19 protein-coding genes and 1 pseudogene are annotated in these 23,240 nt (G+C 71.9%); 13 read left to right on the forward strand and 7 right to left on the reverse strand.

Annotation, left to right across the window (positions count from 1 at the left end):
• Positions 1-299: 299 nt before the first annotated feature.
• The 3 genes from ACZ4Z2_RS25510 (at position 300) to ACZ4Z2_RS25520 (ending at position 3,891) form a co-directional block, all read left to right on the forward strand.
• Positions 300-2,027: a glycoside hydrolase family 6 protein gene (locus ACZ4Z2_RS25510; RefSeq protein WP_468078972.1), complete on the forward strand. Its 1,728-nt coding sequence runs from the start codon at positions 300-302 to the stop codon at positions 2,025-2,027.
• A gap of 251 nt (positions 2,028-2,278) precedes the next feature.
• On the forward strand, positions 2,279-2,872 hold the full coding sequence (locus ACZ4Z2_RS25515; protein WP_468078973.1) for a dihydrofolate reductase family protein: 594 nt from the start codon (positions 2,279-2,281) through the stop codon (positions 2,870-2,872).
• 92 nt (positions 2,873-2,964) lie between these two features.
• A complete protein-coding gene (locus ACZ4Z2_RS25520; RefSeq protein WP_468078974.1) occupies positions 2,965-3,891 on the forward strand; it encodes a class I SAM-dependent methyltransferase in 927 nt (308 codons plus the stop codon).
• Positions 3,892-3,998: 107 nt separating this feature from the next.
• Here the strand turns inward: ACZ4Z2_RS25520 and ACZ4Z2_RS25525 are convergent, their stop codons facing one another.
• Entirely contained in the window at positions 3,999-4,835 is an 837-nt protein-coding gene (locus tag ACZ4Z2_RS25525; RefSeq protein WP_468078975.1) for an aldo/keto reductase, read from the reverse strand.
• 231 nt (positions 4,836-5,066) lie between these two features.
• Here ACZ4Z2_RS25525 and ACZ4Z2_RS25530 point away from each other — a divergent pair, with 231 nt between their 5' ends.
• A complete protein-coding gene (locus ACZ4Z2_RS25530) occupies positions 5,067-5,843 on the forward strand; it encodes a Tat pathway signal sequence domain protein (protein WP_468078976.1) in 777 nt (258 codons plus the stop codon).
• 38 nt (positions 5,844-5,881) lie between these two features.
• Here ACZ4Z2_RS25530 and ACZ4Z2_RS25535 read toward each other — a convergent pair whose 3' ends face one another.
• Together ACZ4Z2_RS25535 and ACZ4Z2_RS25540 are read right to left on the reverse strand one after the other, a co-directional pair.
• A complete protein-coding gene (locus ACZ4Z2_RS25535) occupies positions 5,882-7,708 on the reverse strand; it encodes an AMP-dependent synthetase/ligase (protein ID WP_468078977.1) in 1,827 nt (608 codons plus the stop codon).
• A 307-nt stretch (positions 7,709-8,015) separates the two neighbouring features.
• On the reverse strand, positions 8,016-8,891 hold the full coding sequence (locus tag ACZ4Z2_RS25540) for a LysR substrate-binding domain-containing protein (RefSeq protein ID WP_468078978.1): 876 nt from the start codon (positions 8,889-8,891) through the stop codon (positions 8,016-8,018).
• A gap of 143 nt (positions 8,892-9,034) precedes the next feature.
• On the opposite strand from ACZ4Z2_RS25540, the gene ACZ4Z2_RS25545 reads away from it, so the two are divergent.
• Entirely contained in the window at positions 9,035-10,075 is a 1,041-nt protein-coding gene (locus tag ACZ4Z2_RS25545) for a bile acid:sodium symporter family protein (RefSeq protein WP_468078979.1), read from the forward strand.
• On the opposite strand, the gene ACZ4Z2_RS25550 is transcribed toward ACZ4Z2_RS25545, so the two are convergent.
• From ACZ4Z2_RS25550 to ACZ4Z2_RS25565, 4 genes and pseudogenes are all read right to left on the reverse strand, one after another.
• A complete protein-coding gene (locus ACZ4Z2_RS25550) occupies positions 10,014-11,252 on the reverse strand; it encodes a hypothetical protein (RefSeq protein ID WP_468078980.1) in 1,239 nt (412 codons plus the stop codon). The two genes, ACZ4Z2_RS25545 and ACZ4Z2_RS25550, sit on opposite strands and share 62 nt — an antisense overlap.
• Before the next feature lie 10 nt (positions 11,253-11,262).
• Positions 11,263-13,173: an exo-alpha-sialidase gene (locus tag ACZ4Z2_RS25555; protein WP_468078981.1), complete on the reverse strand. Its 1,911-nt coding sequence runs from the start codon at positions 13,171-13,173 to the stop codon at positions 11,263-11,265.
• 464 nt (positions 13,174-13,637) lie between these two features.
• Positions 13,638-14,507, reverse strand: a complete 870-nt coding sequence (gene fdhD, locus ACZ4Z2_RS25560; RefSeq protein WP_468078982.1) for a formate dehydrogenase accessory sulfurtransferase FdhD — start codon at positions 14,505-14,507, stop codon at positions 13,638-13,640.
• Between the two features lie 28 nt (positions 14,508-14,535).
• Positions 14,536-14,992, reverse strand: a pseudogene (locus tag ACZ4Z2_RS25565) (2Fe-2S iron-sulfur cluster-binding protein).
• A 10-nt stretch (positions 14,993-15,002) separates the two neighbouring features.
• Here ACZ4Z2_RS25565 and ACZ4Z2_RS25570 point away from each other — a divergent pair.
• The 8 genes from ACZ4Z2_RS25570 (at position 15,003) to ACZ4Z2_RS25605 (ending at position 23,208) form a co-directional block, all read left to right on the forward strand.
• On the forward strand, positions 15,003-15,155 hold the full coding sequence (locus ACZ4Z2_RS25570; protein ID WP_468078983.1) for a hypothetical protein: 153 nt from the start codon (positions 15,003-15,005) through the stop codon (positions 15,153-15,155).
• A gap of 102 nt (positions 15,156-15,257) precedes the next feature.
• A complete protein-coding gene (locus ACZ4Z2_RS25575) occupies positions 15,258-16,613 on the forward strand; it encodes an OFA family MFS transporter (protein ID WP_468078984.1) in 1,356 nt (451 codons plus the stop codon).
• Positions 16,579-16,716, forward strand: a complete 138-nt coding sequence (locus tag ACZ4Z2_RS25580; protein WP_468078985.1) for an MFS transporter small subunit — start codon at positions 16,579-16,581, stop codon at positions 16,714-16,716. The genes ACZ4Z2_RS25575 and ACZ4Z2_RS25580 overlap by 35 nt, the downstream gene beginning before the upstream one ends.
• A 150-nt stretch (positions 16,717-16,866) precedes the next feature.
• On the forward strand, positions 16,867-17,814 hold the full coding sequence (locus ACZ4Z2_RS25585) for a beta-ketoacyl-ACP synthase III (RefSeq protein WP_468078986.1): 948 nt from the start codon (positions 16,867-16,869) through the stop codon (positions 17,812-17,814).
• A gap of 171 nt (positions 17,815-17,985) precedes the next feature.
• Complete coding sequence (locus ACZ4Z2_RS25590) at positions 17,986-18,663, forward strand: GntR family transcriptional regulator (RefSeq protein ID WP_468078987.1); 678 nt, start codon at positions 17,986-17,988, stop codon at positions 18,661-18,663.
• Positions 18,664-19,124: 461 nt separating this feature from the next.
• Entirely contained in the window at positions 19,125-20,306 is a 1,182-nt protein-coding gene (locus tag ACZ4Z2_RS25595) for an ROK family transcriptional regulator (RefSeq protein ID WP_468079160.1), read from the forward strand.
• Between the two features lie 194 nt (positions 20,307-20,500).
• Entirely contained in the window at positions 20,501-22,189 is a 1,689-nt protein-coding gene (locus tag ACZ4Z2_RS25600) for a sugar ABC transporter ATP-binding protein (protein WP_468078988.1), read from the forward strand.
• On the forward strand, positions 22,186-23,208 hold the full coding sequence (locus ACZ4Z2_RS25605; RefSeq protein ID WP_468078989.1) for an ABC transporter permease: 1,023 nt from the start codon (positions 22,186-22,188) through the stop codon (positions 23,206-23,208). The genes ACZ4Z2_RS25600 and ACZ4Z2_RS25605 overlap by 4 nt, the downstream gene beginning before the upstream one ends.
• The last annotated feature ends 32 nt before the right edge of the window (positions 23,209-23,240 follow it).

Below are 23,240 nucleotides of genomic sequence, written 5' to 3' on the forward strand. Positions count from 1 at the left end.
CCCGTGCCCGAGCCGTCCGGCGACAGGGTCGTCCGGCGTGCCCGCGGACGCGTACGACCTGAGTCCGCGGCCGGGGACCCGGCCCACCGGGCCCCAGGGCGATCCGCTTTTCGCCCGTGCCGGAACCGGAGCGCATGGCTCGCTCCCGGCCCGGTCTGATCTCCGCCCGCGCCGGCAGTCCCGTGCCGCCGGGCGTCGGGCCGCGCGACCGTCCGCGCTCCCTCGGCGGACGGGCACCACGCACGGCCCCCCACGGAACCTCCACGTACACCCCACTACGGAAGAGGAAACCCGCACTCATGAGCCGTACCAGAACAGCACTCCTCGCGGCGATGGCGCTGGTCGCCGGCGCCGCCGGAGCCGCGGTGGCCGCCGTGCCGGACGACACCGGCACCCGGGCCATCCCCTGCACCGTCGACTACAAGGTGCAGAACCAGTGGTCCACCGGCTTCACGGCCGCGGTGACGATCACCAACAACGGCGCCGCGAAGTCCTCGTGGTCCGCGAAGTGGTCGTACGCGGGCAACCAGCAGGTGGGCAACGGCTGGAACGCGAAGATCTCCCAGAGCGGCAGCGCCGTGACGGCCGCCAACGAGACGTACAACGGCTCCCTCCCGACCGGCGGTTCGGTCAGCTTCGGCTTCAACGCCAGCTACAGCGGCACCAACGCCACCCCGGCGACCTTCACACTCAACGGCGTGACCTGCAACGTCGACGACGGGGGCGGCGGCCCCACCGATCCCGGCCCCACCGACCCCGGCCCGGGCAACCCCGGCTCGCGGGTGGACAACCCGTACGCCGGCGCCAAGGTGTACGTGAACCCGGAGTGGTCCAGGAACGCCGCCGCCGAGCCGGGCGGCAGCCGGATCGCCAACCAGCCCACGGGCGTGTGGCTGGACCGCACCGCCGCCATCGCGGGTGCCGGCGGCAAGATGGGGCTGCGGGCCCACCTCGACGAGGCGCTGCGGCAGAAGGGCTCCGACCAGCTCGTCGTCCAGCTGGTGATCTACAACCTGCCCGGACGTGACTGCTCGGCCCTCGCCTCCAACGGCGAACTCAAGGCCGACGAGATCGACAAGTACAAGACGCAGTACATCGACCCGATCAAGGCGATCCTCGCCGACCCGAAGTACGCCGGCCTGCGCATCGTCACCACGGTCGAGATCGACTCGCTGCCCAACCTCGTCACCAACACCGGCAGCCGCCCGACCGCGGTGCCGCAGTGCGACGTGATGAAGGCCAACGGCAACTACGTCAAGGGTGTCGGCTACGCGCTCAACAAGCTGGGCGACGTCCCCAACGTCTACAACTACGTCGACGCCGGCCACCACGGCTGGCTCGGCTGGGACGACAACTTCGCCCCCTCCGCCGCCATCATGAAGGAGGCGGCGACCGCCGAGGGCGCCACGGTGAACGACGTCCACGGCTTCATCACCAACACGGCGAACTACAGCGCCCTGAAGGAGAACAACTTCTCCATCGGCGACACCGTGGCCGGCAAGTCGGTCCGCGAGTCGAAGTGGGTCGACTGGAACCGCTACGTCGACGAGCTGTCCTTCGCCCAGGCGTTCCGGGCCCAGGCCGTCACGGCCGGCTTCAACTCGAACGTCGGCATGCTGATCGACACCTCCCGCAACGGCTGGGGCGGCACCGCCCGGCCCACCGGACCGGGCGCGACGACCAGCGTCGACACCTACGTCGACGGCGGGCGCTACGACCGCCGCCTCAACACCGGCAACTGGTGCAACCAGGCGGGAGCCGGTCTCGGCGAGCGTCCGCAGGCCTCCCCCGCGCCGGGGATCGACGCCTACGTCTGGATGAAGCCCCCGGGCGAGTCCGACGGGGCCAGCTCCCAGATCCCGAACGACGAGGGCAAGGGCTTCGACCGCATGTGCGACCCGACGTACACGGGCAACCCGCGCAACAACTACAACATGTCCGGCGCCCTGCCCAACGCGCCGCTGTCGGGGCACTGGTTCTCCGCCCAGTTCCAGCAGCTGATGCGGAACGCGTACCCGGCGCTGTGATCGACGCCGGCTGAGAAGGTCCGCCAGGGGCACGCGCTTCCCCGGCCCCTGGCGGGTCCGGCCGAACGGCACACCCGCGCGAGCGACGGCCGCCCGCCCCCGTTCACCACGGGGGCGGGCGGCCGTGGCCGTTTCGGTGGCATGGTGGTTGTGACGCACGTCACTGTGGCGTGGGCGGATGGGGCGATGAGTTCCGGACGGCACCCCGGTCTTCATCGCCGTACACCCCGAGCGGACGAGGAGACCACCCCATGCGCATCGTCATCACCGAGTTCATGAGCCTGGACGGCGTCGTGCAGGCCCCCGGCGGTCCCGAGGAGGACACCGACGGCGGCTTCGCCCACGGCGGCTGGACGCAGGAGTTCTTCGACCCGGAGGTGGTCGGCGGTGCCTGGGACGAGGCGCTGCGCGCGGCCGACGCGCTGCTGTACGGGCGCCGCACCTGGCAGGCGATGGCCCAGGCGTGGCCGGACCGCGCCGGTGACCCCTTCGCCGACCGGATCAACGCGCTCCCCAAGTACGTGGTCTCCAGCACCCTCGGGGACGACGAGCTGACGTGGAACACCACCCGCCTTCCCGGTGAGGAGGCGGTCGCCCACATCCGCAAGCTCCGTGAGGGCGACGGCGGTGACCTGCTGGTCATGGGCAGTCCCAGCCTCGCCCGCACCCTCCTGCACGAGGGGCTCGTCGACGAGCTGCGGCTGATGATCATGCCGGTCGTCCTCGGCGGCGGTAAGACGATCTTCCCCGACGGCGGCGCCAAGCACACCCTGAAGCTGGTCTCCACGGTCACCAGCGACGCCGGGGTCAATGTGTGCGTCTACCGGGCCGCCGACCACGGCTGAGCCCCGCAGAGTTTGCCGTTACGGCAAGGAAGGTTGCCGTTCGGTGGCGCGTCGGCACACGCTGGCGGCAACCGGAAGAGAGGCTCAGCGTCATGGGACACCACCAGCAGCACGGCCACGGGCATGCGCACCACGAGCACGGTCACCTTGAGCACGGTCGCCACGAGCCGGGTCACGACGTCGACTGGGCCGAGCTGGCCGAGCACCTGGAGGAGCAGGCGGAGCTGTTCGCGCCGCTGAACCGCCAGGCCGCCGCCTGGGTGGCCGGGCGGCGGCCCGAGCCGGGACTGGTCGTCGACGCGGGCAGCGGGCCCGGAGTGGTGAGCACCCTGCTCGCCGACGCCTTCCCCGGCGCCCGGATCGTCGCCGTGGACGGCTCGGGTCCGCTGCTGGAGCGGGCCCGGGCCCGGGCGGAACGCCTCGGCGTGGCCGACCGGTTCGCCACCCTGGAGGCGGAACTGCCCGAGGGGCTGGCCGAGTTGGAGTATCCCGTGGATGTGCTGTGGGCGAGCCGCAGCCTGCACCACCTGGGCGACCAGCGGGCCGGCCTCGCGGCCTTCGCCGAGCGGCTGGCGCCGGGCGGGGTGCTGGCGCTCGTCGAGGGCGGGCTGCCCACGCGGTTCCTGCCGCGGGACATCGGCATCGGCCGCCCCGGCCTGCAGTCCCGGCTCGACGCGGTCGAGGAGCTGTGGTTCGGCGAGATGCGCGCCGCCCTGCCCGGCACGGTCGCGGAGACCGAGGACTGGCCGGGGCTGCTCACCGCCGCCGGCCTGCGGGACGCGACCTCCCGCACCTTCCTGCTGGACCTGCCGGCCCCGGTCCCGGAGGCGGCGCGCGCCCACGCCGTCACCGTCTTCCGGCGGCGCGGGGAGACCCTCGCGGAGTACGCGGACCATCTCGACCCCTCCGACCTCGCCACGCTCGACCGGCTCCTGGACCCCGACGACAAGGCGAGCCTGTACCACCGCCCCGATCTGTTCGTCCTCGCCGCTCACACGGTCCACCTCGCCCGCGCCTGACCGCGTACGACGGCGGAAGCGTCCCCTCACGCGAAACCGCCCGCCGGAGTGTCTCCGGCGGGCGGTCCCGTCTTTCGGCGTCGGCCCCGGTGGGCCTCAGCCCGTCCTCAGGCCATGTCGAAGGTGGCCGGGTCGGGGCCGATGCGGCGGTCCTCGTTCAGCGCGCTGATCGCCGCGATGTCCTCGGTGTCCAGGGAGAAGTCGAAGACCTCGATGTTCTCCTTGATGCGGGACGGCGTCACCGACTTGGGGATGACCACGTTGCCCAGCTGGAGGTGCCAGCGCAGCACGATCTGGGCCGGGGTGCGGCCGTGCTTCTGCGCGATGGCGACGATCGCCGGGACCTCCAGGAGGCCCTTGCCCTGGCCGAGCGGGGACCACGCCTCGGTGGCGATGCCCTGCTGCGCGTGGTACTCGCGGGCCGCGTGCTGCTGGAGGTGGGGGTGCAGCTCGATCTGGTTGACCGCCGGGATGACGTCCGTCGCCTCGATCAGCGTCTCCAGGTGCTCCGGAAGGAAGTTGGAGACGCCGATGGCCCGGGCGCGGCCGTCGGCGAGCAGCTTCTCGAACGCCCGGTAGGTGTCGACGTACGTGCCGCGGGACGGCAGCGGCCAGTGGATCAGGTACAGGTCCACGTACTCCAGGCCGAGCTTGTCCAGGGACTCGTCGAAGGCGCGGAGCGTGCTGTCATGGCCCTGGTCGCTGTTCCAGAGCTTGGTGGTGACGAAGAGGTCCTTGCGGGGGATGCCGGAGGCGGCGAGCGCCTTGCCGGTGCCCCGCTCGTTGCCGTAGATCGCGGCGGTGTCGATGCTGCGGTAGCCGGCCTCCAGCGCCGTGCCGACGGCCTGCTCGGCCTCGTCGTCCGGCACCTGCCAGACGCCGAAGCCCAGCTGGGGCATCTCGACGCCGTTGTTCAGGATGATCGGGGGGACCTTGCTGCTCACGAGCTCTCGATCCTTAAAGTCGTCGGTTGGTGCTTCCCATCGTCAACGATCACGGCGCGCGATGCATTCCTGAGCGGTCCGCCCGCGCCCCGAATCGCAGAATGGCCGGAAAAGGACCCGGCGATTCCACGGTATCGGTCCGGACCATTGACCGAACACGGTCATACGAGGAGTCTAGCCAGCGCTCGACGTACACCACTGAACTCCGGTCACCTACGTGAATGGATGGCCATGACCCCCACCCGCAGGACCCTCCTCGGCGCCGCGCTCGGCGGTGCGACCGCCGCCCTCGGCCTGCCGGCCCCCGCGCACGCCGCCTCCTGGCAACTGAAGTGGTCCCCGTCGGCGAGCGCGGACGGACTCCGTGCCTTCGAGACCGTCGAGGACGACCGCGCCGACTCCCACACCTCCGCCGCGCCGCACATCTACGCGACCGGCGACACCTGGCGGTTCGACATGCACACCGTCGACCGGGACACCTCCACCGACCGGCAGCGCCAGGAGGTCACCGGCCTGCGCACCGGCGGCGGCTTCCTCCGCTGGACGGAGGGGCAGACCTGGCGCGTCACCTACCAGATGTATCTGCCGAGTTCGCTCCGGGCGACCACCAGCTTCACCCACATCATGCAGATGAAGCAGCCCGGCAACGGCACCTCCCCGCTGGTCGTGCAGTCCCTCCGCCGGGTCGACGGCGCGCAGACCATCGAGCTGAAGCTGCCCGTCGACGACATCCTGGTCGGCCGCACGGACCTGGCGCCCCTGCACGACTCCTGGACCGACGTCGACTTCCAGGTCAAGGTCGGCAACGGTTCGGCGGGTTCGGTGCGCTGGATCCTCAAGAAGGGCTCGACCACCCTGATCGACGTCTCCCGCACCGGCGTCGACACCTTCCTCGCCGACCGGCTGCGCCCCAAGTGGGGCATCTACCGCTCTCTCGGCGACACCTCGGGCTCCCTGCGGAACTGCCACATGCTCCTGCGGAACATGCGCGGCTACCAGCTGGTGTGACCCGGCGTACGAGGCGGGCGGACGCTTCCGCGGCGCTCTCACGCCCGGTACAGCGCCTCCACCTCCTTCGCGTACGCCTTCTCGATCGCCTTCCGCTTCAGCTTCAGCGAGGGCGTCAGCAGACCCTGCTCCTCGGTGAACTGGTGCGCCAGTATGCGGAACGTGCGGATCGACTCGGCCTGCGAGACCAGGGTGTTGGCGGCGACCACGGCCCTGCGCACCTCGGTCTCCAGCTCCGGGTCGCGCACCAGCTCGGCCGGTGCCAGCCTCGGCTTGCCGTGCATCTGGACCCAGTGCTCGACCGCCTCCGCGTCGAGGGTGACGAGCGCGGCGATGTACGGCCGGTCGTTGCCGACGACGACGCACTGGGCGACCAGCGGATGATCCCGCACCCGCTCCTCCAGGATCGCCGGGGAGACGCTCTTGCCGCCCGACGTCACCAGGATCTCCTTCTTGCGCCCGGTGATCGTGAGGTAGCCGTCCTCGTCGAGCGCGCCCAGGTCCCCGGTGGCGAGCCAGCCGTCGTGCAGGGCCTCGTCGGTGGCCTTGGCGTTGTTGAGGTACCCCTGGAACACATTGGGGCCGCGCAGCCAGACCTCGCCGTCGTCGGCGATGTGCACGGTCATGCCCGGGATGGGCTGGCCGACGGTGCCGTACCGGGTGCGCTCGGGCGGGTTCGCCGTCGCCGCCGCCGTGCACTCCGTCAGGCCGTACCCCTCGTAGATGTGGATGCCGGCGCCCGCGTAGAACAGGCCGAGCCGGCGGTCCATCGCCGAGCCGCCGGACATCGCGTACTTGATCCGGCCGCCCATGGCCTCCCGGATCTTCGCGTAGACGACCTTGTCGAAGAACTGGTGCTGCACCCTGAGGCCCGCCGACGGTCCGGGCCCGATGCCCCAGGCTTTCGCCTCCATCGCGTCCGCGTACTTCACGGCGACCTCGACGGCCTTCTCGAACGGTCCCGCCCTGCCCTCCCGCTCGGCCTTGCGGCGGCTCGCGTTGAACACCTTCTCGAAGATGTACGGCACCGCCAGGAAGAACGTCGGCCTGAAGGCGGCCAGGTCCGGCAGCAGCACGGCCGCGCTGAGCTGCGGCTGGTGCCCGAACTTCACCTTGCCCCGGATCCCGGCCACCTGCACCATCCGCCCGAAGACGTGCGCGAGCGGCAGGAACAGCAACGTCGCCGGCTCCTGGCCCCTGCGGGACTCGAACAGCGGCGCCCAGCGCTCGATGACGGTGTCCGCCTCGACCATGAAGTTCGCGTGGGAGATGACACACCCCTTGGGGCGGCCCGTGGTGCCGGACGTGTAGATGATCGTCGCGACCGACTCGGGGGTCACGGCCCGCCGGTGCCGGTGCACCACCTCGTCGTCGAGCTGCGCGCCCGACTCGTACAGCTCCTGCACCGCGCCCGCGTCCAGCTGCCACAGCCGGCGCAGTTGCGGCAGCCGGTCGATGACCGTGGCGATGGTCATCGCGTGGTCCTCGTGCTCGACCATGGCGGCCGTGCACTGGGAGTCGAACAGCATCCAGAAGACCTGCTCGGCGGAGGAGGTCGGGTAGACGGGGACGACCTGGGCGCCGATGGTCCACAGGGCGTAGTCGAACAGGGTCCACTCGTACCGGGTGCGGCACATGATGGCGACCCGGTCGCCGAACCGGACCCCCTGGGAGAGCAGGCCCTTGGCCAGCGCCAGCACCTCGTCACGGAACTCGGCGGAGGTCACGTCGCGCCACTCGCCCCGCTCGTCCTTGCGGCCGAGCGCGATGTAGGTCGGGTCCTCCTGGGCGTACTCGAAGACGACGTCGGCCAGACCGCCCACCGGCGGCGCCGACGCCAACGGAGGGTTGGTGAACTCGCGCAAACCCGCTCCTCGTGGCGCTCCGCACAGCGCGTGAAAGCTACCTCACCGGGGGCCGGGACGGGAGGGGAATCGGAGGGGACGAATCGGCAAGATCAGCACGAGCGGGTGACACCGAATGTGTGCAGACGGGGAGAGTGAGGACGAAAGTCCTTACGGGGCGGTAGGTTTCGGCACCGTAATCTCCACCGAATCTGTACGACCCGATTACCGCCGTCGCCGGGGCCGGCTCGCGCCGCTTCACGTCCGGCCCCGGCGACACCGGACACACGGACCGGCATCCCTACCAGCGCAGCGGGGCACCGGTCCGTCACACTCCGCGAGCCCGGCCGCGGAGGCGGTCGCCGCCGGAGAGGATCGCCGCGGCCAGCGCGTCCGCCGCGCTCGTCGCCGCCCCCGGGCGCCGTCCGTGCACCAGGACGAAGTCGACCTCGCCCAGTTCCGGCAGCCCCGCCCGCTCGGGCACCCGGACCAGACCGGGAGGCACCAGACGCCGCGAATGAGCCATCACGCCGAGGCCCGCGCGGGCGGCGGCGACGAGGCCGTTGAGACTGCCGCTGGTACAGGCCACCCGCCAGGCCCGGCCCTCCCGCTCCAGCGCCTCCAGCGCCAGGGCCCGGGTGATGCCCGGCGGCGGATAGACGATCAGCGGCACCGGGCGGTCGGGATCCAGGCGCAGCCGCTGCGCGCCGATCCACACCAGCCGGTCCGTCCACACCGGCTCGCCGCGCGGGTCCTGCGGCCTCCGCTTCGCCAGCACCAGGTCCAGCTTGCCCGCCGCGAGCCGCTCGTGGAGCGTGCCGGACAGTTCGACCGTCAGCTCCAGGTCGACCTCGGGATGGTCGCGCCGGAAGCCCTCCAGGATCTCCGGCAGCCGGGTCAGCACGAAGTCCTCCGAGGCGCCGAAGCGCAGCCGGCCGCGCAGCCGGGTCCCGGTGAAGAACGCCGTCGCCTGCTCGTGCACCTCCAGCAGCCGGCGCGCGAACCCCAGCATCGCCTCGCCGTCCTCCGTCAGCTCCACCGAGTGCGTGTCCCGTGTGAACAGCTGCCGCCCGGCCGCGTCCTCCAGACGGCGCACATGCTGGCTGACCGTGGACTGGCGCAGCCCCAGCCGACGCGCCGCCTGCGTGAAGCTCAGCGTCTGCGCCACGGCGAGGAACGTCCGCAGGTGCGTGGGGTCGTACATGAGGGGCACCCTACTCCGGTCATCATAGAACGCGATGACAGTCAGAGCCGTATGACGGATTCCCGATCACGGAGCGGGAGAGGACCATGGAGAGGGGCTCTCCGGCCCCCGCCGCACCTCCGATCGAAAGCACGTGGAGCACCGTGAAACGCCTGCGCCGGCCGAGTTGGATGCCGATCGACCCGTACATCCTGCTGTTGCTCGTGACGGTGGGCCTCGCGGCGCTCCTTCCGGCGCGGGGCGCCGCCGCCGAGGTCGCCTCCGGCGCGTCCACGGCCGCGATCGCCTTCCTGTTCTTCCTCTACGGCGCCCGGCTCTCCACTCGTGAGGCCCTCGACGGCCTCAAGCACTGGCGGCTCCATGCCACGGTCCTGGCCTGCACGTTCGTCGTCTTCCCGCTGCTGGGGCTGGCCGCCCGGGGCCTCGAACCGGTGTTCCTGAGCCATTCCCTCTACACGGGTCTGCTCTTCCTCACCCTGGTCCCGTCGACCATCCAGTCGTCGATCGCGTTCACCTCGATGGCCCGAGGAAACGTTCCCGCCGCGATCTGCGCGGGCTCCTTCTCCTCCCTCGCGGGCATCGTCATCACCCCGCTGCTCGCGGCGAGCCTGCTCGGCGGCAGCGTGGGCGGCTTCTCCGCCGACGCGGTCTGGAAGATCGTGCTCCAGCTGCTGGTGCCGTTCGTCGCCGGGCAGCTCGCCCGGCGCTGGATCGGCGGCTTCGTCACCCGCCACAAGCGGGTCCTCGGCCTCGTCGACCGCGCCTCGATCCTCCTCGTCGTGTACGTCGCCTTCAGCGAGGGCATGGTGCGCGGCGTCTGGAGCCAGGTCAGTCCGCTGCGGCTCGGCGCACTGCTGGTCGTCGAGGCGGTCCTCCTCGCCGTGATGCTCACGCTCACCTGGTACGGCGCGAAGCTCCTGCGCTTCGACCGGGCCGACCGGATCGCCATCCAGTTCGCCGGCTCCAAGAAGTCCCTCGCCTCCGGACTGCCCATGGCGAGCGTCCTGTTCGGCGCCGAGGCGTCCCTCGCCGTGCTCCCGCTGATGCTGTTCCACCAGATGCAGCTCATGGTCTGCGCGGTCATCGCCAAGCGCCGCTCGCACGACCCGGAGGAGGCGGAGGTCACGGAGCGGCGAGACGAAGCGACACGAAACGGGGTCGGTACAGGGACACGTTCCGCGTGATGTTCAGCTGCGCCGCCGCAGCGTTCGCGTCGAGCCAGTTGACGTCGTAGCTGAGGACCAGCCGCCCGTCGCCGCCGACCGCCTCGTGCACCTGCGGGTTGTACGCCGCGACCCCGTCCCCGGGCAGCGGCGGGCCGAACCCCTCGGCCGGCCCGTGCCAGGGCCCGGTGGGGGAGCAGGCCCAGTAGGCGGTGACGGTCCTCAGCCCCTTGGTCCCGGCGGCCATCGTGAACAGCACATAGGTACGCCCGTCCCGGACGACGCTGAAGGCGCTGCCCACGCCCTTGTCCCCGCCGTTGCCGAGCACCGCCCCCGGACGCGCCCGCACCGCCCACCGCGAGCCGTCCCAGTACTCCCACGCCCCCGGCTCCCCGAGCCTGCCGCGCGGCACCCGGGCGACATAGGCGTGGGACGTCGGCCGGGAGGCGGCCTGGGCGTCGGTGCCGCCGAAGACGTAGGTCCAGTCGCCCGCGTCGACGGCGGTCGTCCCGAACAGCACCCGCCGGGCGGGATCGGCGACCGACGCCTGGTCGAGGACGGTCGTGATCCCCTCCAGCCGCAGCGCGGGCAGCGACAACGTGGCGACCTCGGTGGCGGTGGGCACCCCGTAGATCCAGGGCGACTGCCCCGTCGTACGCGTCCACAGCAGCACCCGGACGACCTTCTCGGTGGAGCCGGGGGAGCGGGGCTCGACCCGGGCGGCCACCGGCCAGCGCCACCGCTGGGGCGCCGGGTCGGGGAAGACGGGGGCCGGGAGCGTGGACTCCAGGCGGCCCGAGCGGGACATGACGACCGCCGAGTTGCGCACCAGCGGCGTCGCGACGTCCCGCCAGGCCACGGACTCGCCGACCGGGTTGGGCGGCGCGTGCACCTGGCCGAGGTAGGTGTCGGAGAACAGCCACAGCACCCGCCCGTCGGGCAGGCGCACCGAGTGGGTGCCGTCGCCGCCGGTCCAGTCGTCGGTGCGGGTCGCGTCGTCGCCGTAGCGGGCGAACTCCCCGGTCAGCGGCTCGTCCGGGGCCCAGTCCCGGACGGTGCGGGCCGTGCAGGTACGACCGCCCTCCCGGTCGTCGTCCGGGAGGACGGTGAGCAGCACGGCCGCGAGGGCCAGGACCAGCGCCAGGACGACGACCGGTCCCGCCCCCGTCCGCCGTCGTGCTCCCGGGTCGTCGGGCACGGGAGGGACGTTAGTGGCCCGGGTCCACGCGGTCCATGGGCAGCCACAGGATCGCGCCGCGCCGCGCGGCCGGGTCCCCGGCCCGCAGCCCGGCCACCTCGTCGTCGCTCAACGCCCGGTCGACGACGAGCACGTCGTCGAGGGCCCCGGTGAAGTGCACCCGGCTGTCGACGCGTTGCCCGAGGTGCACCCCGAACGGCGAGTTCCGGCTGACCGATCCGGCGACATCGGCGACGGCGGACCGTGTCCCGTCCACGAACAGCGCCAGCTCCCCGCCGCCGCGCCGCAGCACCAGGTGGTGCCACCGCCCGTCGTTGTACGCACCCGTCGACCGCACCGACACGCTCCTGGGCGGCGCGGCCCCGTCCCGCACGGTCATCAGCCCCGTCAGCCTCCCCGACGCCGGCTCGCCGCGCACCCACACCTGGGGCTGTGTGGTCCCGACCCCGCCCATCCACAGCATCGGCTGCTCCCCGGAGCTCGCCGTGTACCGGAACCACAGCGAGGCGGTGAAGTCTCTGTCGTGCAGCGGCAGTCGGGACCGGTAGGGCAGCCGTACGGCGTCGTCGGCGCCGTCGAACGCGATCGCGCCCCCGAACGCCCCGTCCGTGGGCCGCGCACCCCCGAGCACGGCGGCCCGCCTGCCGCCGGATGCCCGGTCGGGCGTCGTCGGGCCGGGGCCCCGGCGCGGCTTCAGCCAGTCCTCCGTGAAGCGGGCGAAGCGGATCTCGTCCCGGGCGTCGACCGCACCGCCCTCGTACAGCAGCCCCACGACATCGTCGCCGCCGACGCCCCGGTCGATGCGCACCAGGTCCGAGTAGCCGGACCAGTCGGTGGTGACGACCGTGCCCCGGTCCACGCTCTCCCAGGTACGGCCGCCGTCGTACGAGGAACGGATCGTCATCGTCCGGCGGCGGTCGGGGTCGGCGGGCCCGGCCAGCAGCACGCGGTCGCCGAGCCGCAGCACGGAGCCCTGCACCTGGGGCATGTACAGGTCCGGAAGCGCCCGGAACGGGGAGGCGAAGCTGCGACCGCCGTCCCTGCTGACCGTCTGGCTGCGGTGCCCGAGGGCGGTGCCGTCCTGCTCACGCCCGCTCACCAGGACGGAGCCGTCGGCGCGTTCGGTGAGCGTCAGCTCCGACGGCTTCTGCCGGAACGTTCCGTCGGTCGCGACCGGCCAGGTGTCGGTGGCGCCGATCCGCCAGTTCTCGCCGCCGTCGTCGCTGGTGACGAGCGCCGCGTGGTTGGCGGTGACCCGGCCGTCCGCCCAGGTCTCGGCGTTCACCCCGAGGACCAGCCGGCCCGCGTGCCGGCCCCGGATGAGCTGGATGCCGTGCACCGGGCCGGTGGCGTACCAGGAGTTCCAGTGGGCCGGCCGGATCTGCCCGCCGAGCGGGCGCGGCTCGGACCAGGTCACTCCGTCGTCGTCGCTGTACTGCAGGTGCGGGGTGCGGTCACAGGGCACGTCGCAACTCGCGCTGTCCGTACGGCCCGTGTTGTAGGTCTCCACCAGGACGATGCGGCCGGTCTCCCGGTCCACAACGGGGGCGGGGTTGCCGTGTGTGTCGCCCTTGCCCTCGTTGACGACCTGGAGCGGACCCCAGGTGCGGCCGCCGTCCGTGGACCGCTTCACCACGAGGTCTATGTCGGCCGCGTCCCCGCAGTTAAGGACGCGTCCCTCGGCGAAGGCCAGCAGGGTCCCGGCCGTGCTCCGCACGATCGCCGGGATGCGGAAGCAGGCGTAGCCGGGGTCCTGGGACGCCTTGAACAGAACCTGTTGCTCGAACTCGGTCGCGCCGGTCCGTGGGCGGTCCTCCGCCCCGGCGGGGCGGGGGAGGGCGAGGAGCGCGGAGGTGGTGAGTGCGGCGGTGAGTAGGGCGGTGAGGGTGGATCTGAGACGTGCGCGAAGACTTGACGGCACGGTGCGGCCAGCCCTTCATGCGTCCGGATGGGGGGACGTCGGACGTCCCATGTCCGAGGTCCGGCCACCGACGGTACGGGGGGTTGAGGGGGCCGACAAGAACCGTGCGGGCGGTGTGTCAGCGGGCGCCCAGTAGCTCGGGGGCGCGGGTGTTTTGGCGGGTGCGGGTTCGTCGCGGTTCCTCGCGCAGTTCCCCGCGCCCCTGAAAAGCGACCGGGGCTGCGCCCCGTGCTTTTCACCGGGAGGGTGGGCCGCGGGCCCAACCCTTCCGGGGGGGGAGGGCGGGCCGCAGGCCCGTCCCTCCAGGGGCGCGGGGAACTGCGCGACCAGCCAGGAACGAACCCGCACCCGGCAACGCACCAGCGGTCCGACGACGCGTACCCGGCGGCTGAACCGGCGGAGCCCCCGGCGCAGGGGGCGCTCCCCGCCGGTGGGGCTCCGCCGCCGTGCCGCGGGGGAGCCGGTCAGCCGCCCTGGGGGGCCGTGGCCGCCCGCAGGGCGATCCGGTGTTCACCCGCGTACACGTTCATGGAGGCTCCCCGCAGGAAGCCGACGAGGGTCAGCCCCGTCTCGGCCGCCAGGTCCACCGCCAGCGACGACGGCGCCGACACCGCCGCGAGGACGGGGATCCCGGCCATCACCGCCTTCTGCGCCAGCTCGAAGGAGGCCCGCCCCGACACCAGCAGCACGGCCCGGGACAGCGGCAGCGACCCGCTCTGGAGCGCCCGCCCGACCAGCTTGTCCACCGCGTTGTGCCGGCCCACGTCCTCCCGTACGTCGAGCAGCTCGCCGTCCTCGGTGAACAGGGCCGCCGCGTGCAGGCCCCCGGTCCGGTCGAAGACCCGCTGGGCCGCCCGCAGCCGGTCGGGGAGGCTCGCGAGGAGCTCGGGGTCGAGGCGGACCGGGGGAGCGTCACCGCCGTGGGTGTCGTCGACGGGCCAGCGGGCCGTCGTACGGACCGCGTCCAGGGACGCCTTGCCGCACAGCCCGCAGGACGACGTGGTGTAGACGTTGCGTTCGAGGGTGATGTCGGGGATCACCACCCCGGAGGTCGTCCGCACGTCGACCACGTTGTACGTGTTGGAGCCGTCGGCCGTGGCGCCCGCGCAGTACACGATGTTCTGCAGGTCGGACCGCTCGGCGAGGACGCCCTCGCTGACCAGGAACCCGGCGGCGAGCGCGAAGTCGTCGCCGGGGGTGCGCATGGTGATCGCGAGGGGCTTGCCGTTGAGGCGGATCTCCAGTGGCTCCTCGGCGACGAGCGTGTCCGGACGCGAGGAGACCGCGCCGTCCCGGATGCGGATCACCTTGCGTCGTTCCGTGACTCGTCCCATGTCCTGCCCCTGTCCCGACCGGTGCCGATCAGTCCCGGTTCTGTACGTGCTGGTAGCCGAAACGGCCCTTGATGCACGGATTGCCGTGGGTCACCGGGTTGTCGTGCGGCGAGGTGACCTTCACGATCTCATTGTCCTGCACATGGAGCGTGAGGTCGCAGCCCACTCCGCAGTACGCGCACACCGTGGTCGTCTCCGTCCGCGCCGACTCGTCCCAGGTGCCGGCCGCCCGCAACCGCGCCTCCATGCCGGGCCCGCTCGGTGCCGGTCCGCACCTCCATGCCGGGCTCCGCCTCGCGGGAGCAGGCCGGGACGAGCGTCCTGGACCCCTCGACCTCCACCACGCAGACCCGGCAGGCGTTCTTCGGGGTGAGGGTGTCGCCGTGGCAGAGCGTCGGGATGTCCTTGCCGGCGGCCCGGCAGGCGTCCAGGAGCGTCGAGCCCTCGGGGACCCTCGTCTCCTGCCCGTCGAGGGTGAACTCCAGGGACTCCGCCGTGATCGCGTCGGACCCCGACACCGTGCGGCAACGGTCCGCGTCGTTCCTGCTGGTCCTCAACTGCAACCCGGACTTCGAGCCCGTCGGCGACATGAGCACCGCGCCCGCGCAGGTGGACGGGTGTGTGCTGACGGACGACCTCACCGACTGAGCTGTCCCGCACGACCGTTCGGCGCGCGCCGCATACCGTTCATCGCATACGGTCGACGCGCCGCCTTCTCAACTCCCCCGCCACTCCCTACCGTCCGGGATCATGAGTCCCCCCGTCGCGCCCGTGGGCTGGAGCCGCTGGCTCGTTCCCCCCGCCGCCCTCTCCGTCCATCTCTCCATCGGACAGGCCTACGCCTGGAGCGTGTTCAAGCCGCCGCTCGAATCCGCGCTCGGTCTCAGCGGTACGCAGAGCGCGCTGCCCTTCCAGCTCGGCATCGTCATGCTGGGCCTGTCCGCCGCGTTCGGCGGGACGCTCGTCGAGCGCAACGGGCCGCGCTGGGCGATGACCGTGGCGCTGATCTGCTTCTCCTCCGGCTTCCTGATCGCCTCCCTGGGCGCGGCCACCGAGCAGTACTGGCTGATCGTGTTCGGCTACGGCTTCGTCGGCGGCATAGGCCTCGGCATCGGCTACATCTCGCCCGTCTCCACGCTGATCAAGTGGTTCCCGGACAGGCCCGGCATGGCCACCGGCATCGCCATCATGGGCTTCGGGGGCGGCGCGCTGATCGCCTCGCCGTGGTCCGCGCGGATGCTGGAGACCTTCGGCGCCGACTCCTCCGGGATCGCCGTCGCCTTCCTCGTCCACGGACTGTCCTACGCGGTGTTCATGACCCTCGGCGTGCTGCTCGTCCGGGTGCCGCGGGGCTTGAGGTCCGCCGAGAGCGGCCGGAAGTCCGCGGAGAGCGGGCCGAGCGCCTTCGAGGGTCCGCAGGTCTCGGCCCGCAACGCCATCCGCACCCCGCAGTTCTGGTGCCTGTGGGTCATCCTCTGCATGAACGTGTCCGCCGGCATCGGCATCCTGGAGAAGGCCGCCCCGATGATCACGGACTTCTTCGCCGAGTCCTCCACCCCGGTCTCGGCCGGCGCGGCGGCCGGCTTCGTGGCGCTGCTGTCGGCGGCCAACATGGCGGGCCGCATCACCTGGTCGTCGACCTCCGACCTGATCGGACGCAAGAACATCTACCGCGTCTACCTCGGCGTCGGCGCCCTGATGTACCTGCTCATCGCGCAGTTCGGCGACTCCTCCAAGCCGCTGTTCGTCGTCTGCGCGCTGGTGATCCTCTCCTTCTACGGCGGTGGCTTCGCCACGATCCCCGCCTATCTGAAGGACCTCTTCGGCACCTACCAGGTCGGCGCCATCCACGGCCGGCTGCTCACCGCCTGGTCCACCGCCGGTGTCCTCGGCCCGCTGATCGTCAACTGGATCGCCGACCGCCAGGAGGAGGCGGGCAAGAGCGGCCCCGACCTCTACGGCATGTCCTTCTTCATCATGATCGGCCTGCTCGTCGTCGGCTTCGCCGCCAACGAACTGGTCCGGCCCGTCCACCCCCGCTTCCACATCCCCGCCCCGAGGGAGGCCACCGATGCCGTCCAGCGACAGCAACCCGACTCAGCCTGACCGGCGCCCGCTGATCGTCCTCGCCTGGCTGTGGGTGGGCGTACCGCTCGCCTACGGACTGTACGAACTCATACGAAAAGCCACGCAACTGTTCACCGCATAACCGCTCGGGCGGATACTCGGACGTCCTGAGGTCTGACAGAAGCCCACAACATGGGTTCGTCTTTCCTGTCGCCTCACTCGCCCTCCTACCCGTGAGTCACTGCGCAGACTGGTGAATCCCGCTGACCACAGGCTATGAGGGGGAACACCCATGATCGGCTCGCGGATCGCCGCCGTCGGCCACTACCAGCCCGCCAAGGTGCTCACCAACAAGGACCTGGCGGGCATGGTCGACACCAGTGACGAGTGGATCACGAGTCGTGTGGGCATCCGCACCCGGCACATCGCGGGACCGGACGAACCCGTCGACGAGCTGGCCGGGCACGCCGCCGCCAAGGCGCTCGCCTCGGCCGGTCTCGCCGCCGCCGACATCGACCTCGTCGTGGTCGCCACGTCCACGGCCGTCGACCGCTCCCCGAACATGGCCGCCCGGGTCGCCCACCGGCTCGGCATCCCCTCCCCGGCGGCGATGGACGTCAACGTCGTCTGCGCCGGCTTCACCCACGCCCTGGCCACCGCCGACCACGCGGTGCGGGCGGGCGCGGCCACCCGGGCGCTCGTCATCGGCGCCGACAAGATGTCCGCGGTGACGGACTGGACCGACCGTACGACCTGTGTGCTCGTCGGGGACGGGGCGGGCGCGGCGGTCGTCGAGGCGGCCGACCCCGGCTCCGCGCCCGGCATCGGGCCGGTGCTGTGGGGCTCGGTGCCCGAGATGGGGCACGCGGTACGGATCGAGGGGACGCCCGCCCGGTTCGCCCAGGAGGGGCAGAGCGTCTACCGCTGGGCCACCACCAAGCTGCCGCCCATCGCCCGCGCCGCCTGCGAGAAGGCCGGACTCGCCCCCGCCGACCTCGCCGCGGTCGTCCTGCACCAGGCCAACCTGCGCATCATCGAACCCCTCGCGGAGAAGATCGGCGCCGTCAACGCCGTCGTCGCCCGGGATGTCACCGAGTCCGGCAACACCTCGGCCGCGAGCATCCCGCTCGCCTTCTCCAAGCTCGTCGAACGCGGCGAGATCTCCAGCGGCGACCCCGTGCTGCTGTTCGGCTTCGGCGGAAACCTGTCGTACGCCGGACAGGTCGTCCGCTGCCCCTGAGCACCGCGTCGGTGGTGGTGTGACGAGACAGACGCGTCAACTCCCTGGCCAACTGGGCTCGTAGACTGTAGACGAAAGACAATCCATACTGGCTGTTGACCTCGACTTTCCAGTACGGGCCGTTGGCTTTCCGTGTGCGGTACACCCGGTGGTGCTCTGGAGGGGGACCCGATGTTGTCGACAGGACTGCCGCAAGGGGCGGTGCCCAAGCTCGAACGTCCCGGTCCGCTGCGCGACCGTGTCTACGAAGCCCTGCTCGAACTGATCACCACCCGCGCCCTGCGCCCCGGTCAGCACCTGGTGGAGAGCGAACTGGCCGGCCATCTCGGGGTGTCCCGGCAGCCGGTCCGTGAGGCGCTCCAGCGGCTGAACGCCGAGGGCTGGGTCGACCTGAGGCCCGCGCAGGGCGCGTTCGTGCACGAGCCGACGGAGGAGGAGGCCGACCAACTCCTCACTGTCCGCACCCTGTTGGAGGCTGAGGCGGCCCGTCTCGCCGCGGCGAACGCCGGTGCGGCGGGCATCACCGCGTTGGAGGACCTCTGCGCGGAGGGCGAGCGGGCCGTCGACGCGGACGACGTGGACGCCGCCGTCGCCCTGAACGCCCGCTTCCACGCGAAGGTCATGGAACTCGCCGGCAACACGGTCCTCGCCGAACTCGCCGCCCAGGTCGACCGCCGGGTCCGCTGGTACTACACCCCGGTCGCCCGGCAGCGCGGTCACCAGTCCTGGATCGAACACCGCGAACTGATCACGGCGATCTCTGCCCGCGACGAGCAGCGGGCGACAGCGGTGATGCGGGCACACACGGAGCACACCCGGAAGACGTACCACGAGCGGCCCCGGCCGTAGCCCCGGGTCAGGGCGCCGTGTCCGACAAGTCGAACACGGCGACGCCCTGTTGGAGGACCGACGAGCCCGCGTGCGGCCAGGTCGGCGTTCCGCGATGCGAGGCGTTCGTCGCCGTGCACCGAGAAACGACGGGATACCGCTTGGCTCGGTGACGTCTCAGGACTCCGGCCCGTCGCTCCGGCTGTCACGATGGTTCATCCGGTGACTGAGCCTGGTCCAGAAGCTGGGTCGGGGTGGCCGTGACAACTCGTACGAACAGGCGCAGCGAGCGCTCCGGGTCTGAGGATGAAAACTGCACCCTTCTTTGTCCTGGGAGTGGGGAAAGTCGGCGGCAATCTCTGCGCGACTTCTTCCCAGCCGTGGTGACCACTGCTACGTTCCCTGCGAAAGCGCGCCACACTGAGGTGGCCGGAACCCAGTGGACGCAGGCCGGTCGAGGCGGGGAGGGGCTCGTGAGACGTATGACGGCTCGGCCCGGGAACGCGCATCAGGCACGGCTGCTGAAGCTGTTGCGGGACGGCGGACCGCACTCCCGGGCGCAGCTCGGCGACCGGGTCGATCTCTCCCGGTCCAAGCTGGCCGTCGAGGTGGACCGGCTGCTGGAGACGGGGCTGGTCGTGGCCGACGGACTCGCCGCCTCGCGCGGCGGCCGGCGCTCGCACAACATCCGGCTCGCCCCCCAACTCCGTTTCCTGGGTGTCGACATCGGCGCGACCTCCATCGATGTCGCCGTCACCAACGCCGAGTTGGAGATCCTCGGGCACATCAACCAGCCCATGGACGTCAGGGACGGCCCCGTCGCCGTCTTCGAGCAGGTCCTCTCCATGGCCGCCAAGCTCAGGGCCTCGGGGCTCGCCGAGGGGTTCGACGGCGCCGGTATCGGCGTCCCCGGACCGGTCCGCTTCCCCGAGGGCGTCCCGGTGGCCCCGCCGATCATGCCCGGCTGGGACGGGTTCCCGGTGCGCGAGGCGCTCAGCCAGGAACTCGGCTGCCCGGTGATGGTCGACAACGACGTGAACCTGATGGCGATGGGGGAGCAGCACGCGGGCGTGGCCCGTTCCGTGGGCGACTTCCTCTGCGTCAAGATCGGCACCGGCATCGGCTGCGGCATCGTCGCCGGCGGCGAGGTCCACCGCGGTACGACGGGCAGCGCCGGCGACATCGGCCACATCCTCGCCGTACCGGACGGCCGCCCCTGCGCCTGCGGCAACCGGGGCTGCCTGGAGGCCCACTTCAGCGGCGCCGCGCTCGCCCGCGACGCCAAGGAGGCCGCGCAGCAGGGCCTCTCGGTGGAGCTCGCCTCCCGGCTGGAGATCAACGGCACCCTGACCGCCGTCGACGTCGCCGCCGCGGCCGCCGCCGGTGACGCCACCGCCCTCGACCTGATACGCGAGGGCGGCAACCGCACCGGCCAGGTCATCGCCGGACTCGTCAGCTTCTTCAACCCCGGCCTGGTGGTGATCGGCGGCGGGGTGACCGGCCTCGGTCACACCCTCCTCGCCGCCATCCGCACCCAGGTCTACCGCCAGTCCCTGCCCCTCGCCACGGGCAATCTGCCCATCGTCCTCGGCGAGTTGGGGGCCGCCGCCGGAGTCATCGGCGCGGCCCGCCTCATCAGCGACCACCTGTTCTCACCCGCGTAACCGCTCCGTACGGAGCGACCACCAGCACAGCGCCCCGCACGGCCCTGCCCCACCCCGCACGGTCCTGCCTCACCCCGCTCTGCCCCCCCCGCACGGTCCCGCCCCGCCCCGCCCCGCTCTGCTCTGCCCGAACGCGCCTGCCCCGCAGGCTGATTCGCCCTGCAACCGGCCCGCACGCCCGCCAAGGGGAACTCATGGCACCAGAACCACCGCTGCTCACCATGTCCGGCATCACCAAGTCGTTCCCCGGCGTCCGGGCCCTCGACGGCGTCAACCTCGACGTCCAGGCCGGAGAGGTCCACTGTCTGCTCGGTCAGAACGGCGCCGGCAAGTCCACCCTGATCAAGGTGCTCGCGGGCGCCCACCAGCCCGACGGCGGCACCATCGGCTGGCGGGGAGAGCCCGTCACCCTCAAGTCGCCGATCGCCGCCATGCGGTTGGGGATCGCCACCATCTACCAGGAACTGGACCTGGTGGAGCACCTCTCGGTGGCCGAGAACGTGCATCTGGGGCATGAGCCCACCGCCGCCGGATTCGTCGTCCGGGGGAAGACCGCGCGCGCCTCGACCGCCGCGCTGCTGAAACGCCTCGGGCATCCCGAGATCGACCCGGCGCGGCTCGTCGGTGAACTCTCCGCCGCCCAGCAGCAGATCGTGTCCATGGCGCGGGCGCTCTCCCACGACGTACGCCTCATCGTGATGGACGAGCCGTCCGCCGCCCTCGACCCCGACGAGGTCGACAACCTGTTCAGGATCGTGGCGGACCTCACCGCCGCCGGGGTCGCCGTCGTCTACATCTCGCACCGGCTGGAGGAGATCCGCCGGATCGGCGACCGGGTGACCGTGCTGAAGGACGGCCGGGCCGTGGCCGGCGGACTGCCCGCGAAGTCGACACCGACCCGCGAGGTCGTGGCGCTGATGACGGGACGGAACGTCGAGTACGTCTTCCCGGAGCGGCCGTCCGCCCCGCCGCCGGAGGCCACCACACCCGTCCTGGAGGTGCGGGGGCTCGCCCGTGACGGGGAGTTCGAGGCTTTCGACCTCGACGTCCGGCCCGGGGAGATCGTCGGCCTCGCCGGACTCGTCGGCTCCGGACGCTCCGAGATCCTGGAGACGATCTACGGCGCCCGCAGGCCCTCCGCGGGAGAGGTCCGCGTCGACGGACGGCCGCTGCGGACCGGCAGCGTACGGGCCGCCGTTCGCGCCGGGCTCGGGCTCGCCCCCGAGGAACGCAAGGCGCAGGCACTGCTGATGCTGGAGTCGGTCACCCGGAACGTGTCGGTGTCGACGATGTCCCGCTTCGCCCGCGTCGGCTGGATCGACCGGGGCGCCGAGTACCGGGCCGCCCGCGCCGCGACCCGCGAGCTGTCCCTGCGCCCCGACAACCCCGCCGTGCCGGTGCGCACCCTCTCCGGCGGCAACCAGCAGAAGGCGGTGCTCGCCCGCTGGCTGCTGCGCGGCTGCCGGGTGCTGCTGCTGGACGAGCCGACCCGGGGCGTCGACGTGGGCGCCCGCGCCGAGTTGTACGCGGTGGTGCGCCGTCTCGCCGACGAGGGCCTCGCCGTGCTGCTGGTCTCCAGCGAGGTGCCCGAAGTGCTCGGCCTCGCCGACCGCGTGCTCGTCCTGCGCGAGGGCCGGGTCGTGCACACCGCGCCCGCCCGCGAACTCGACGAACACCGCGTCCTCGACCTCGTGATGGAAGGAAGCCCCGTGGCAAGTGCAGCCAGTCCCGCCGACGCGGCCAGCCCGGCGACCGGCAGGTCAGGCCCGGCGACCGGCACGGCCCGCCCGGCGACCGGCACGCCAGGCCCGGCGACCGGTGCGGCCGGCCCGGTGTCCGGCGTCACCGGCCCGGCGACCGGCGAAGGGAGGCCGGCGTCATGACCCAGCACGCGTCCCCGCCCCGCGACGGCACCGACAAGGTGACCCCGGTCGCCGAACCGTCCCCCGCCTGGCGCACCGTCCTCTTCCGCGCCGACGTCCGCACCCTCTCCCTCCTCGGCGTCCTCGCCGCGCTGATCGTCATCGGCGGCATCACCAAGCCCGACGAGTTCCTCGACACCCGCAACCTCCAACTCGTCCTCACCCAGGCTTCGGTGATCGGTGTCGTCACCGTCGGCATGACCTTCGTCATCACCTCCGGCGGCATCGACCTGTCGGTGGGCGCGATCGTCGCCCTGGCCTCGGTGTGGGCCACCACCGTCGCCACCCAGGAGTACGGGTTCGCCGGCATCCTCTTCACCGCCGTGATCGTCGGCGTCGGGTGCGGTCTGGTGAACGGGCTGCTCATCGCGTACGGCGGGATGGTCCCCTTCATCGCCACCCTCGCCATGCTCGCCTCCGCCCGCGGACTCGCCCTCCAGATCACCGACGGCAAGACGCAGATCGTCAGCGTGGAGGGCGTCCTCGACCTCGGCGAGCGCGACGCGTACGTCCTCGGTGTCCCGCCGCTCGTCCTGGTCTTCGCGGTCGTGACGGTCATCGGCTGGCTCGTGCTGAACCGCACGACCTTCGGCCGGCGCACCGTCGCCGTCGGCGGCAACGCGGAGGCCGCCCGGCTCGCCGGCATCGACGTCCGCCGCCAGCGCCTCTACCTCTATCTGCTCTCCGGACTGTGCTGCGGCATCGCCGCGTTCCTGCTGATCGTGCTGTCCGGCTCGGGCCAGAACACCAACGGCAACCTCTACGAACTCGACGCCATCGCCGCCGCGATCATCGGCGGCACTCTGCTCACCGGCGGCCGGGGCACCATCACCGGCTCCGTGCTCGGCGTCCTGATCTTCACCACGATCACCAACATCTTCGCGCTGAACAACCTCCAGAGCGACGTCCAGCAGATCGCCAAGGGCGCGATCATCGTCGCCGCGGTCCTGGTCCAGCGACGCACGGCCAGCACGACCTGACCCACCGAAGAGCCCCCACCGGAAAGGTCCAC

The sequence above is a fragment of the Streptomyces sp. NPDC030183 genome, from assembly GCF_055573455.1.

Coding starts and splice junctions, on each gene's coding strand:
- ACZ4Z2_RS25510 (WP_468078972.1), top strand. CDS start 300: ATGAGCCGTACCAGAACAGCACTCCTCGCGGCGATGGCGCTGGTCGCC.
- ACZ4Z2_RS25515 (WP_468078973.1), top strand. CDS start 2,279: ATGCGCATCGTCATCACCGAGTTCATGAGCCTGGACGGCGTCGTGCAG.
- ACZ4Z2_RS25520 (WP_468078974.1), top strand. CDS start 2,965: ATGGGACACCACCAGCAGCACGGCCACGGGCATGCGCACCACGAGCAC.
- ACZ4Z2_RS25530 (WP_468078976.1), top strand. CDS start 5,067: ATGACCCCCACCCGCAGGACCCTCCTCGGCGCCGCGCTCGGCGGTGCG.
- ACZ4Z2_RS25540 (WP_468078978.1), bottom strand. CDS start 8,891: ATGTACGACCCCACGCACCTGCGGACGTTCCTCGCCGTGGCGCAGACG.
- fdhD (WP_468078982.1), bottom strand. CDS start 14,507: ATGGGACGAGTCACGGAACGACGCAAGGTGATCCGCATCCGGGACGGC.
- ACZ4Z2_RS25575 (WP_468078984.1), top strand. CDS start 15,258: ATGAGTCCCCCCGTCGCGCCCGTGGGCTGGAGCCGCTGGCTCGTTCCC.
- ACZ4Z2_RS25580 (WP_468078985.1), top strand. CDS start 16,579: ATGCCGTCCAGCGACAGCAACCCGACTCAGCCTGACCGGCGCCCGCTG.
- ACZ4Z2_RS25585 (WP_468078986.1), top strand. CDS start 16,867: ATGATCGGCTCGCGGATCGCCGCCGTCGGCCACTACCAGCCCGCCAAG.
- ACZ4Z2_RS25590 (WP_468078987.1), top strand. CDS start 17,986: ATGTTGTCGACAGGACTGCCGCAAGGGGCGGTGCCCAAGCTCGAACGT.
- ACZ4Z2_RS25595 (WP_468079160.1), top strand. CDS start 19,125: ATGACGGCTCGGCCCGGGAACGCGCATCAGGCACGGCTGCTGAAGCTG.
- ACZ4Z2_RS25600 (WP_468078988.1), top strand. CDS start 20,501: ATGGCACCAGAACCACCGCTGCTCACCATGTCCGGCATCACCAAGTCG.
- ACZ4Z2_RS25605 (WP_468078989.1), top strand. CDS start 22,186: ATGACCCAGCACGCGTCCCCGCCCCGCGACGGCACCGACAAGGTGACC.